General features: G+C 69.2%; 15 protein-coding genes and 1 pseudogene. All 16 read right to left on the reverse strand.

Annotation, left to right across the window (positions count from 1 at the left end; translation table 11 throughout):
* Nucleotides 1-269 (reverse strand): alcohol dehydrogenase catalytic domain-containing protein (locus tag VGT06_08405; protein ID HEV8663144.1); only part of this gene is annotated, 269 nt, incomplete at its 3' end.
* Between the two features lie 340 nt (nucleotides 270-609).
* A complete protein-coding gene (locus VGT06_08410) occupies nucleotides 610-2,154 on the reverse strand; it encodes a DASS family sodium-coupled anion symporter (GenBank protein HEV8663145.1) in 1,545 nt (514 codons plus the stop codon).
* Nucleotides 2,151-3,779, reverse strand: coding sequence for a cbb3-type cytochrome c oxidase subunit I (locus tag VGT06_08415; GenBank protein ID HEV8663146.1), 1,629 nt, complete (start codon nucleotides 3,777-3,779; stop codon nucleotides 2,151-2,153). Before VGT06_08415 ends, VGT06_08410 begins: the two co-directional genes overlap by 4 nt.
* A gap of 25 nt (nucleotides 3,780-3,804) precedes the next feature.
* Entirely contained in the window at nucleotides 3,805-4,293 is a 489-nt protein-coding gene (locus VGT06_08420; protein ID HEV8663147.1) for a cytochrome c oxidase subunit II, read from the reverse strand.
* Between the two features lie 150 nt (nucleotides 4,294-4,443).
* A complete protein-coding gene (locus VGT06_08425; GenBank protein ID HEV8663148.1) occupies nucleotides 4,444-4,872 on the reverse strand; it encodes a ferritin-like domain-containing protein in 429 nt (142 codons plus the stop codon).
* 25 nt (nucleotides 4,873-4,897) lie between these two features.
* A complete protein-coding gene (locus tag VGT06_08430; protein ID HEV8663149.1) occupies nucleotides 4,898-5,581 on the reverse strand; it encodes an ABC transporter ATP-binding protein in 684 nt (227 codons plus the stop codon).
* Nucleotides 5,581-6,777: an ABC transporter permease gene (locus VGT06_08435; GenBank protein HEV8663150.1), complete on the reverse strand. Its 1,197-nt coding sequence runs from the start codon at nucleotides 6,775-6,777 to the stop codon at nucleotides 5,581-5,583. The genes VGT06_08430 and VGT06_08435 overlap by 1 nt, the downstream gene beginning before the upstream one ends.
* Nucleotides 6,774-8,063: an efflux RND transporter periplasmic adaptor subunit gene (locus tag VGT06_08440; protein ID HEV8663151.1), complete on the reverse strand. Its 1,290-nt coding sequence runs from the start codon at nucleotides 8,061-8,063 to the stop codon at nucleotides 6,774-6,776. Before VGT06_08440 ends, VGT06_08435 begins: the two co-directional genes overlap by 4 nt.
* A gap of 430 nt (nucleotides 8,064-8,493) precedes the next feature.
* On the reverse strand, nucleotides 8,494-8,709 hold the full coding sequence (locus VGT06_08445; protein ID HEV8663152.1) for a hypothetical protein: 216 nt from the start codon (nucleotides 8,707-8,709) through the stop codon (nucleotides 8,494-8,496).
* Between the two features lie 36 nt (nucleotides 8,710-8,745).
* Entirely contained in the window at nucleotides 8,746-9,048 is a 303-nt protein-coding gene (locus tag VGT06_08450) for a YeeE/YedE thiosulfate transporter family protein (protein HEV8663153.1), read from the reverse strand.
* A gap of 119 nt (nucleotides 9,049-9,167) precedes the next feature.
* On the reverse strand, nucleotides 9,168-9,572 hold the full coding sequence (locus tag VGT06_08455) for a YeeE/YedE thiosulfate transporter family protein (protein ID HEV8663154.1): 405 nt from the start codon (nucleotides 9,570-9,572) through the stop codon (nucleotides 9,168-9,170).
* Nucleotides 9,573-9,583: 11 nt separating this feature from the next.
* Nucleotides 9,584-9,805, reverse strand: a pseudogene (locus VGT06_08460) (thioredoxin family protein).
* 12 nt (nucleotides 9,806-9,817) lie between these two features.
* A complete protein-coding gene (locus tag VGT06_08465) occupies nucleotides 9,818-10,237 on the reverse strand; it encodes a hypothetical protein (GenBank protein ID HEV8663155.1) in 420 nt (139 codons plus the stop codon).
* 21 nt (nucleotides 10,238-10,258) lie between these two features.
* Nucleotides 10,259-10,696, reverse strand: coding sequence for an OsmC family protein (locus tag VGT06_08470; GenBank protein HEV8663156.1), 438 nt, complete (start codon nucleotides 10,694-10,696; stop codon nucleotides 10,259-10,261).
* 17 nt (nucleotides 10,697-10,713) lie between these two features.
* Nucleotides 10,714-11,097: a DUF302 domain-containing protein gene (locus VGT06_08475; protein HEV8663157.1), complete on the reverse strand. Its 384-nt coding sequence runs from the start codon at nucleotides 11,095-11,097 to the stop codon at nucleotides 10,714-10,716.
* Between the two features lie 196 nt (nucleotides 11,098-11,293).
* Nucleotides 11,294-12,058 carry a lycopene cyclase domain-containing protein gene (locus tag VGT06_08480; GenBank protein ID HEV8663158.1) on the reverse strand — a complete coding sequence of 255 codons (765 nt, stop codon included), beginning with the start codon at nucleotides 12,056-12,058 and terminating at the stop codon, nucleotides 11,294-11,296.
* Nucleotides 12,059-12,363: the final 305 nt, after the last annotated feature.

Raw genomic sequence — 12,363 nt, forward strand, 5'->3', positions numbered from 1 at the left:
GTGATGGCATTGACGGCAACCCGGTCCCCCTCCCTGAATCCTGTGACCTCGCTGCCGAGCTTGGCGACGACGCCGACGGCCTCATGGCCCAGCGTAAGATCCTTGCGCTCCCCGATCGCCCCCGCCACCGTATGCGTATCCGACGTGCAGATGAGCGCCGCCGTGGTCTTCACGAGGGCATCGTTGGGACCCGGTTCGGGAATCGGCTTCTCCACAATCCCCACTTCGCCCACACGCTTCATCACGAAGGCCTTCATGACTCGTGGCATCTCGCTTCCTCCTCCCCCACCTCCACTCTGACCGGGGTTGTGCTCCCCTTCGGCACCGGCAGCCGGAGGCTCCGCGTGCGGATACCCACCGGCTGCCCCTCCCTGGCTCGAGCCGAAGAGCAACACGGATGCCAGCGCGTCGGCGCGGAAATTCCGGGCGTTACGGACCGCTCCCGCGGTCCGGGTGGGGCACCGCTGCCCCGGTTGGGACGCTCCCACCCCTTTCGGGCACTGCGGCCGCACGCCTCGAGGCCGGTGAGGCTCCGGGAGGGGAACCGATCGGCGCGGTCCGGATGGCGATGGCGACGTGGGAAGGAAAGGACGGAGGCCAGGGTGCCGGCTACAGGACCCCGAAGAGAGGGCAGATGACCCGTAGGCCGACCCAGATGAGGACGGCACCGCTCACGTCGAGCCAGATGCCCGACCGGATCATCTCCCTGAGGGGGACGAGGCCCGAGCCGTAGACGATCGCGTTCGGCGGGGTCGAGACCGGCAGCATGAAGCCGAAGCTCGCGCCGAGGGCCGCGCCCACCGCCGGGGGGATCGGACTGACCCCGCTGCTCTCGGCGACCGCGATCATCACCGGGATGACCATGCTCGCCGACGCGGTGTTCGAGGAGGCCTCCGAGAGGACCACGGCCGTCCCGATGGCGACGGCCGTCAAGGCCCAGAGGCTTTCGGCCCCCGAGATCCGGATCAGCCCCTTCCCGACACTCTCGGCGAGCCCCGTGTCGAACATGAGCCGGCCAAGGGCGAGGCCGCCACCGAACAACAGGATCGTCCCCCAATCGATCCGGGCGGCCTGCCCCCACGTGAGGGTGAACTCCCCCCGGCGCAGATCGGTCGGAAGCATGAAGAGAAGAACCGCCCCCAGCAGCGCAACCCCCGCCTCCGGCAGGTGCGTCTCGAAGAAGCGGGGGATCGGCGCCTCCGGGGAGGAGAACAGCGCGACCGCTCCCGGCAGCATCCAGAGGAGACAGACCAGGAGGAAGACGCAGGCGACGTTGATCTCCGCGCGGCTCCACCCTCCCAGGCGCCGGCGCTCCTCGGCCACGTACCGGGAGAGGTCGGTCCCGGCCCCGCCCGCCTCCCCATACAGGCGCCGCAGGACCACCCAGCAGAGGAGGAGCATCAGGGCCGCGAGCGGCATGGTGAGAACCACCCAGTCGAAGAAGGAGAGATGGCGGTCGGTCAGGTTCCGGATCATGGCGAGGGCGATCAGGTTCGGCGGCGACCCGACCGGGATGCCGACGGCGACGGAGGACGACCAGGTGAGCATCAGCAGGAAGCCGATCGGGAACCGGCTCCGCACCGGATCGCCGACCGCCCCGAGGCCCCGGAGGATGCCGACCCCGACGGGCAGCATCATCGCCGTCGTCGCCGTGTTGCTCACCCACAGCGACACCGACCAGGTGACCACCCCGATCGTGGCCAGGAGGCGCCCCGGCGTGCGGGTCGCCCAGGGGTAGCGCAGCAACGCGAACGCGAGGCGCCGGTCGAGGCCGCTCCCGTGCATCGCCTCGGCGAGGATGAAGCTCCCGATGAACAGGAAAAGGATCGGATCCCCGTACGCGGCCAGCACGGTCCGCGCCGGGGCGATGCCGGCGGCGATGGAGAGGACCGAGGCGAGGATGGCGGTCACCGCGACGGGCACGGCCTCGGTGACCCAGTACACGATCGCCCAGGCGAAGACCGCCGCCAGGAGATGGGCCTCCCGGCTGAGGCCTGCCAGCGGCCAGAGCAACACAAGGAGGAATGCGACCGGCCCCGCCAGGATCCCGAAGTAGCGCTTGCGCAGCTCAAAGCGGCCCCCGGTCGTGGGACCCTCCCCCTGCACCGGCCCCGCTGGCTCCGCTGCCGGCCCGTCATCCACCGGCCCGCTCACCACACCCGGAAGCCCGGCGTGGTGAGCGGCGTCGCGGCCACCAGGCGGACGAGCACGGGGCCGTAGGCGATCGCGATGAGCAGTGCGGCGAGGGCGAGCCACGGGCGCCACCGGTCGAGGATCGCCGGCGCATGCTCCGGGCCGGAGAGCGCCTCCGCGAACGCGGGCATGGCGGGCGCCGGCTCGCGCGAGGCCACGAGCGTCAGCGCGAGGTTGAGGAAGTACAGCAGGGCGCTCACGAAGAGGATGGTCCCGCCGATCCCCACCAGGGGGAGCACCGCTTTCCACTCGGGCTGCAGATAGGGGGCGGCGCCGAGCATGGTGCGGCGCGGGGCCCCCATCAGCCCGAGGCGGTGCAGGGCGTTGGAGAAAACCACCATGCCGCCGAACCAGAGCCACGCCTGGGCCAGGGCCAGCCGCCGGCTCCAGAGGGCGCGGCCGCACAGGACCGGGACCAGCCAGTAGGTGATGCCCATGAAGGTCAAGGTGACGGCGGTGCCCACCGTCAGGTGGAGGTGCCCCGGGATCCAGGCGGTGTTGTGCACGACCAGGTTGACGTTGAAGGAGGCGTTGATGAGCCCGCCCACGCCGCCGAAGGTGAAGAGCAGCATCGCCAGGACCTGCGCCGCCAGCGAGGGGTCGCCCCAGGGGAGCTTCCCGAACCAGGCGACCCAGCCCTTCCCGCCCCGCGCCCGCGCGCCGCTCTCCAGGGACGCCACCACGTTGAAGAAGGTGAGGAGACTCGGGAAGAAGACCACGAAGGTGAGGAAGGCGTGGAGAAGCTTCCACCCCTGGTGGATGCCCGGGTCCGTGAACTGGTGGTGGAAGCCGAGCGGCGTCGAGAGGACGAGGAACAGGATGAACGACACCCGGGCCAGCGGGTCGCTGAAGAGGCGGCCCCCCGCCTGCCGCGGGACGAGCGTGTACCACGAGACGTAGGCCGGGAGCAGCCAGAAGTAGACGATCGGGTGCCCGGTGAACCAGAAGAGGACCCGCGCCAAGAGCGCGTCGGTCCCGCCGAGGAGCCCCAGGGACCACGGGATCAACATGAAAGCCATCTCGGCCGCCAACCCCAGGGAGGCGATCGTCCACATGGCAAAGGTCACCAGCGACATGAAGGCCGCCAGGGGAGTCCGCGTCCCGGGGTTTTTCGCCCGCCAGGCCCGGTAGGTGAGGACCAGGTTCAGGGTGACCAACCAGGTGCCGACGACGACCACCGTCAGCCCGACGTAGAAAGCCCAGTGGGCCCGCATGGGGGGGTAGAAGGTGAAGAGGACCGTTGCCGCGTTCCCCACCAGGGGGACCGCGGCGAGGACGAGCCCCCCGGTCATGAGCCAGAAAGTTGCCCAGGCGAGCGGCCGGCCCACCAGGGGCATCCCGAGCGCCCGGGCGGTCATAAACGGCAGGAACCCGCAGATGAAGAAGGTCGTCCAGACCAGGACGTTCAGGACCCCGTGGAGGCTCAGGCCGTGGTAGTAGGACTGGATGACCGGCGCGAGCCGGGGATAGAGGTCGAGGCCGGCGTGCTCGAGGGCCTGAAACAGCCCGGTCACCACGCCGCCGAACAGGGCGACGAGCGCGACGGCCAGGTAGGCCCCCGCCAGGCGGTTGTCAGAGGTCATCATGGCTCCGCTCCGTCCGCCCGCGGCCTCACGACCGCGGCTCGACGACGACCTTGCCCCACATGGTGTGATGGGCGATCCCGCAGTACTCGTGGCAGAGGAACGGGTACTCCCCAGGCCGGGTGAAGCGGGCCGTGACCCGGGACACCTGGCCGGGGAGGAGCATCACGTTGACATTGGCCCGGGGGATGAAGAGCCCGTGCACCACGTCCCGGCTCGTCGCCACGAAGGTGACCGTGGAGCCGGCGGGCACACGGATTTCGCTGGGCGCGAAGGACCAGATGCCGGCCACCATTCGGACCTCGTACCGCCCGGGCGCGACCTCCACGACCCCCGGTTGGTCGAAGGGGGCCGTGGTGGCGAGTTGCGCCGGCTCCACCCGCCCCTCCTCCCCGGGGACGTGGATCCCCGCGCCAAAGGCCGTCACGATGAGCGCGGCGAGCATCCCGACCGGAATGGCGATGCTCGGCAAGATCCAGGCGAGCTCGTACAGGTAGACGGTGCCCGGACGTCTCATCACCCCTCACCCCCCCCAGAGCCGGAGATACGCGTTGAGCCAGAGCCCCGCGAGCAGCAGCAGGTAGATCAGCATGAAGAGCAGGGCACCCTTGGGATGCTCGTTCTCCTCCATGACCGCTCCTCCCGGCGGCCCCGCCGGTCGCCCCCGCTAGTCGGCGCCGCGACCGCCGAGCAGCCGCACGATCTCCTCGGCGTGGTCGGTCTCGTCGGAAAGGATCTCCTCCAGCCGGACCTTCAGGCCGATCTCCCCCGCGGCCTCGGCCTGGCCGGCCCGCTCGGTGTAACTTTTGATCGCCTGTCGCTCCAGCTCCAGGTCGTGCTTCAGCATCGCCGTCGGGTCCTTCAGCTCCTTGAAGGGGGCCGGCTTGACCGCCGGCGTCCCCCCCAGGGCCACGATCTTGTCCGCCAGGAAGAGGGCGTGGTTCACCTCGTCGGTGACCTCCGCCTTCACGAACTCCCGGACCTCGTGCCCCGCCAGGCCGACGGCCATGGCCGCCTGCTGGATGTACCGGCAGACCGTCCCCAGCTCGTCCGCCAGGTCCCGGTTCAGTCCCTCGAGCAGCTTCGTCTTGTCCATGATCTCCTCCCTCCCTTGCCCGGGTTCACCGGCCAGCGGTAATCCGGCCGTCGATCATGTGGTACACGCGGTCAAACCCCTCGATCATCCGCTCGTCGTGGGTCACGACGATCACCGCAGCCCGGCGCTCCCGTCCCAGCCGCCGCAGCAACTCCATTACCGCCGTGCCTCGCTCCGTATCCAGGGAGGCGGTCGGCTCGTCCGCGAGGAGCACCGCCGGGTCGTTGACCACAGCGCGGGCGACGGCCAGCCGCTGCTGTTCCCCGCCGGACAGGGTGGCGGGGTGAATGTCGGCCCGGTGGCCGAGGCCCAGGCGCTCCAGCAGCTCTCGCGCCCGCCGGACCGCCTCGCGCGCTGGCACGCCGTTCAGGGAGAGGACCAGGGCCACGTTCTCCACGGCCGTGAGAAAGGGAATCAGATTGTAGGCCTGGAAGATGATCCCCATCCGCTCCCGCCGTAGGCGCCGGTCGTCGGTGAGGACCCGCTGGTCGTCGTAGACCGGATTCCCGGCGATGGTGATGTGCCCCCGGGTCGGCGGGTCGATCAGCGAGATCGCCCGGAGCAGGGTCGTTTTCCCGGATCCACTGGGCCCCATCAGGGCCACCAGCTCCCCCGGCTCGACAGCGATGCTGGCGTCCCGGAGCGCAATGACCTCGGTCTCCCTCCGGCCGAAGACCTTCGTGAGGCCGTCCGCGACGATCGCCGGCATCACGCGCCCCCGCCCAGGGCTGTGGTCGGGTCCACGCTCAGGGCTCGGCGGATCCCGAGCACGCTCGCGAGGACGCAGATCCCCACCACGATCCCCAGCAGGATGTACTGATCGAACGGCAAGATGGCGACGCGCCGGGGGAAGTAGTCGGCGGCGAGCCCGATGAGGATCGCCCCCAGCCCGAACCCCAGCAGGCCCAGCGTGAGGGACTCCTGAAGGATGAGGCTGCCGATCTTCCAGTCCGGGGCTCCGATGACCTTGAGGGTGGCGATGTCCCGGGTCTTCTCCATCGTCATCGTGTAGATAATGAGCGCGATGATGACGGTCGAGACCGCCAGCAGGATGATCCGGAAGAGCAGGATCTGCTGGCGCGCCCGCTCGATGACGCTCTTGGCCAGCACCTCCTCCTGCTCCGCCGTGGTCATGGCCCGGTAGTGATTCCAGCGCTCGATCCGCTGCGTCACCTCCCCCGGGTCAGCCCAGGGCTCCAGCCGCACCAGGATGGCGTTGGCCAGATGGGTGTCCTGGAGGATCGGCGCGAGCGCCGGGGCGGGGACCGTGGCGAGGGCCGGCACCGCATGAAGGTCCGCCTCCAGCCGGGCCCGGTCGTTCCGGATGGCCTCGTCGGCCTTCAGGAACTGGATTTCCTGGGCATCCTGAAGCGAGACAAAGGCAGCGGGGTCGCCCGCGTTCGACACGATCCCTTCGGTCAGGCCGACGACGGTCAACGTCATCCGGCCGATCTCGATCTCGGTCCCCAGCGGGATGCCGGCCTTCCGGTCAATCAGCATCTCGTACCGGCTGCGGACGATCGGCCGGCCGGCCACCACCGCGGGGGGCGCTCCCAGGCCCCCGGGCCGGTGGCCGACGAGCTGCACCCGGAACAGCTTCGGCCCCACCCGGAGCTGGAGCGACTGGAAGGCGATCGGGCTGGCCTCCCGAACGCCGGGAACAGCGCGGATGATCCGGTAGACGTCCTCCGGGATGCGCGAGGTCTCAGCGAAGGGGCCATTGGTGTCCTTCTGGACAACCCACAGATCGGCACCCGGGGTCCGCACGATGCTGAGCGCGTCCTCCACCATCCCTCGGTAGATACCACCCATCGCCATGACGGTGGCCAGCAGGAGGCCAAGGCCGAGCGCGGTCAGGAGGAAGCGGCCCAGGCGGTATTGGATGTCCCGGATGGCAAGGTTCACGGCCGCTCCCCCGCTCCGGCCGTTCTCCCGTCCCGCGAGGTCGCCACGACGCGCCGCCCCTCGTTCGCCGGGTCGGCCAGGCGGCCGGGCGCGACCACGACCTGCTCGCCCGGGTGGAACCCCTCCACCACCTCGATCCACCCGGCCGGGTCGGCCACCCCTAGCCGCGCCGCCCGGAAGCGGAGGCGGCCATCCACAACCGTCCAGGCGCCGGGCCCATCGGGCGTCCGCACGAGGGCGGCCAGGGGGAGGGCCACCACCCGTCTCGTGGCCCCGGGCCGGATCGTGGCCTCGGCCTGCTCCCCGAGGATCAGCCGCGGCGGCCGCTCCTCGAAGGTCAGATCCACCGCCAGCTGCTCGGTGACCCGGTCACTTTCGCGCCGGATCCTCGCGATGCGGCCGCGGAGCGTCCGGCCGGCCAGGGAGCGGAGCGCGATCTCCGCGGGATCGCCGACGGCGATGCCGCCAGTTTCCCGCTCGTCCACGTTCACGGTCACCCAGGCCGTGCGCGGGTCAGCGATCTTGAGGATGGGGGTCCCGGGATTCACTGTGGCGCCCGGTTCCAGGTCCCGGCTGACCACATACCCGTCGAGGGGACTGACGACCACAGTGTCGGCCTGCCGTGCCCGGGCCGTGGCCAGCGCCGCCTCCGCGGCCCGGATGTCGTGCTCCACCATATCGAGGGCAGCCTGGAGCACCGCCACCTCCGCGACGGCCGCCTCGCGCTGGGCCTCCGCGTTCTTCAGCTCATCGGCAGCGGCGGCGGCCTCCGTGACCCGGGCGTCCATGTCCGCCCGCGCCACCCCACCCTCCGCGTGGAGCTGGCGCCAGCGCTCCGCGTTAACGCGAGCCAGGGACTCGGTCGCCCGAACGCGGGAGACGGCCGCCGCGGCCGCCTCCAGGGCCGCTCGGGCCTTCCGCAACGCAGCCTCCTGGGCGGCGACGCCGAGGCGCGCCCGCCGGAGGGTCGCCTCCGCCTGCTCGACCTGGGCGACGTGCTCCGCATCTTGCAGGCGGGCCAGAACTTGGCCGGGCCGCACCGTGTCCCCCTGGTCAACCAGGACGGCCACGACCCGCCCGGTGATCTTCGCCCCGACCTGGACGACGACCTTCGCCTCGACCGTCCCCACGCCCTGGACCGCCGGAGCGATCTCACGGAGGGCCACTTCCGCCACGGTGACCGGTGTCGGGCGGAGCAGGAAGAGCGCCCCGGCGCCGGCCAGGGCCACGAGCCCTCCGGCCAGCAGGAGCCCCTTCACGATCCGTCGCAGCCGCCGCCGATCCATATGCTTCCCTCCGGTCCCTCCACCTGGCTCACCCCGGTAAGGTCACGCACGGGCGGATGCGAGGAGGCAGGGCCCGCCGGGGTCGGAGAGCAACCGGGATGCCAGCGCGGCGCCATGAGAATTCAGCCGGTTAGGAAGAGCCCGCGCGCCCGCGCTGGGACACGGGCGCCCCGGGTGGGACCCCCTGGCCCCTGCCGTCGGGGCACCCCTGTGGTGGCCCCTCGCCAGGACCCGGGACCGAGCGGCTCCGCCCAGATCGGAACGCGGGCCGGCCAGGCCAAGGGCGCGGATGCGGCTACTTGCGGAACGTCACTCGCCGCACGACCCGGTGGACGGCAAACTCCTCCCCCGGCCGGTGCTGGTAGGTGAGGGTGGGCCGGTTCCCTCCACCGTCAGGACAGCATGGCCCTGGCGACCGCTCCTGCGCAACTCACACCCCCTTCCGGTCGAGCCAGAGGAGAAACCCCCCACCGAGGATGCCCAGGGGGAGGATCACCGTCCAGTGATTCACCCCCGCGAGCGCCGGAAAGGTCAGCTTCCCGTAGGCGCCGACCGTGACCAGGTTCCCCTGGATGAGGGGGTAGACTTCTGAATAGAGCCCGGCGCCCAGGAGGATCCCCAGGATGCCCCGGAACAACCCGTCCATGCGCCCTTCCCCGAAGGCGCCGGCGCAGGTGCCGGGTCAGAACCCGAGGAGGAGCATCCCGACGCCGAAGATGAGGCCCCCGAGGATGTTCGCGCCGAGGAGGATCGGCTTGATGTGCAGGCGCACGAGCCCCAGGTCGTAGAGCAGGTAGACCCCCACCATCCCCGCCAGGATGCCCCCGATCATCACCTTGAGGACGGTCAGGTCGGTGAGGCGGAAGAAGGCCACGATCTTCTGGTACTTGGTCACCTGCCCCTTCTGCAGGATGAACCCGAAGAGGATCCCGGTGCCGAGCCCCAGGAGAAGCCGGGCCGTGCCCGTGATCTCCAGTGGTCCCATGGCTATGCCCTCCGGAAGATGAGCCGCCCCGCGATGATCCCGGAGACCATCATGGCGGCGAGGAAGATCCAGCTACTCACCGCGAGCTGCAGGCCCCCACTGAGCCCGTGCCCGCTCGTTCAGCCGTCTGCCAGCCGGGCGCCGAAGCCGACGAGTACCCCACCGAGAATTCCCAGCGTCCACCGGCGCGCCGGGCTCGTCCCGAACCGGTTCACCCAGACCTCCGGGAGCTGCGTGCTGAACGTGACCGCCCGCTGGCTCAGGCGGGCGGCCAGGTAGGCCCCGATCGGAATCCCAAGGACCAGCATGAACTGCCAGTCCACGATTGGTTTGACCATCTGCCAGTAGGGGTTCGCCGCCACGTGGGCAGGCGCGGCGATCCCCACCACCATCCCCGCGGCCCGGGAGAACGTAGTCGAAACGGAGAGGTAGTAGTCGGCCGTATAGAAGGCGGCCGTGTTGAGCAGCCCGAGCAGCAGGCCCGTCTGCCACCAGGGCCACTCCTGTTTTCGCAACCAGGCCATCTTCTCCCTCCTCACTGAGAGTTGTGTGACCGGCCCGCACCCTCCAGCACGCGGGCCAGATAGGCCTCCTCAGGCAGGGCGCCGTCGATGAACCCGGCCTCGTTCACCACCGTCCTGGGGACGCCCCGCACGCCGTACCGTTGCACGAGATGGGGGAACTCCGTGGCCTCCACCATGTCGGCCCGGATCAGGTCGCTCTCCAGCGCAAAGGCGTGCGCCAGCCGCACCGCGGCCGGGCAGTAGGGTCAGGTGGGAGTCACGAAGACCTGGAGGTGCAGGGGCCGGTCGAGGGTCCGGAGCCGCTCGATCGTGGCCGGGCTCAACGCCGACTTCCCACGGGAGACGGCCAGGATGTCCTCCAGCAGCGTGGCGAACTCGTACCCCGCGGGCAGCCCGTAGAAGCGGATGCCGTAGTCCTTCACCCCCGCGACCACCGTCGCCGGGATCTTGTCGATCTGGTACTGGGAGACCTGCTGCTTGTCGAGCTGAAAGTTGTAGACCTCGAGGGAGAGCTTCTCCGACAGCCCGCTCAGTTCCTGGAGGAGCTGCCCCGTCTCCCGGCAGGTCGGGCACTCCAGCTCCTGGGTGAAGTTCACCAGCTTGACGGGGCCCTCCATTTGCTTCAGACGATCCTGAATCCCCCGCCGATCCCGCTCCGACAGCATGACCTCCTGCTCCCTCGCCGCTTAGGCCGAGGCGGGCTGCACGTCGATCCTCACCTCGATTCCGTGCCGCACGCTCTGCGTCACCACGCAAAACTCCTCGAAGAGCTCCATACAGCGGCCCATCCGGTCCCGATCCTCCGGGGCGACCTCGGGCTGGATCTTCACCTCGATCCCGCCAATCCGGAGCCGCCCCTGCGGGTTCCGCAGGAAAGACGCCTGAACGGTGGTCCGCATCCCCATCACGGGGATCCGGGCCTTGCGGAGGCAGAAGAGCGCGCTGGCGCTGAGACAGTTCCCCACCGCCGCCGCCAGGATCCTGGAGGCATTCGGACCGTGGTCCTCCCCCAGCGGAGGCGGCTCATCCATGAGCAGGGAGGGGATCCCGGGCTGGTGGAAGTCTACCCGAAACTCGTAGCCTTTCTCAAGCTCAAGGGTGAGCGTAAAGCCCTTCTCCTCCATCGCGTCCTCCTCCCCGCCTACTTTGCCTCATCGATCATTTTGATGGTTTCGCGCTCCACCTCCTCAGCGACGCCCTTCAGGGCTTCGCTGCCGGGGAAGAGGGCCAGGAGGGCGGTAGGCCGGACCATGCCGATTTTCGTCTTGCCCTTCTCCCGGTACACGGAAATCCGGCAAGGGAGCGCCATGTTCACGCCCATGTTTCGCGTGAGGACCTCCATCGCCCGCTGAGGATTACACACCTCGAGGATCTTGCAGGCGTTCGGGAAATCAACCCCTTTGTCCTTCAGCGTCTGCTGAAGGTTGTGCACGTGGAGAACCCCGAACTTGTTCCGCTTCACCGCCGCCTCGAGGTCCCGTGCCGCCGTGTCCACATCCTTGCTTGTCTCGACCACGTACAGCATTATGGCCTCCTGCAGTTACGGTCTCGCGGTCCGCTAGCCAGCAGAACGCCTACCACCACCAGGATCGCCACCCGTCGTTTCACGCCCTCCGTGCGGGTTTACCGCAATCGCACGACACAAGCTCGCACCTGCTCTCCACCATGCTCGCCTCTCTGGCGCTGCGGGATTGGGAATCATCGCGTCTTCTCCGCCACCTTCACGGTTCGCTCCTTGTGGCAGCAGCATGCGGTGTTTCCGACACAGGCCCGAGGAAGCGGTTCCGTCGCCAGGTGACGTGTTCGTACATGCTCGACCAATAGAGTCCAAACGTAAAGGCGAACATCAGTTCTTCCAGGGGCACGCCCCACGCCAGGAACCCCGAGACCGCCTTCAGGTTCCAGACCGCCGCGACGTAGCCCGGGAACGCGAGGTTGAAGAAGGCGAAGACGATGAAGTAGAGGAGGAAGAACAACACCCCGCTCACGACCATCTTGAGCCAGAGATCGGGCCGGCAGTAGAGGGTCGCGAGGAACCCGCCCACCAGGCCGATCGCCGCCGCATAGATCGGGTTGAGACTCGTGAGCGCCGCGAGGATCACGAACAGCGCAGGGGCCGAGAGAATGGCGAGCACGTGATACCGGTGCCGGGGATGGCCTCGCTCGTGGGCCATGCTCTCGGACGGTGCCACCCGGAAGAGGACGTTATAGGCGGCAAACGCGATCCCCCCGATGGCGAAGGAGAAGAGCAGGCTCTCCAGGTCGAATCCCGTCCTTCGGGCCAGGTCCCAGAGCGTCGGCGGGTTCCAGTACTCGGGGACGAAGAGCGGCTCGGTCAGCCCGAGAAACATGGTCCCGAGGCTGACCCGGACCATCTCCTGGCGGATGTTGGTTCTGAGCGCATAGAGGATGAGCCAGACGGCGACGAGCGCTGAGCTCAGGGCGAGATAAGCATAGAACGATTCGGCCAACGGCTCGCCACTCATAGGGTCCCCTCCGCCCCGATTCGGCGCACCATGACTTCGACGGCTCCCTTCGGGCTTTCTCCTCCCGCATCATCGTAGCGGCGGCTGCGGGAGGGCGCCTTCGCGGTCCCTTGCGGAAGCTTGCTGCTGCAGGAAACGCAGACGATCCGGAAGTCGGAGCATCGCCTCGCTCTACTCCTGGAGGTAGGCGCGGGGAGCCAAATCCCGCCGCCGGGAGTGGTCCTGTCCGAGGTTGACGAAGGCGGATCCAAGCTCCTCAGACAGAAGGGGATCCTCTCCTGAACCCTGGCCACCCCTTGGGCTCT

Origin of the sequence: Candidatus Methylomirabilis sp., assembly GCA_036000645.1 — a bacterium.
Lineage (GTDB): Bacteria > Methylomirabilota > Methylomirabilia > Methylomirabilales > JACPAU01 > JACPAU01.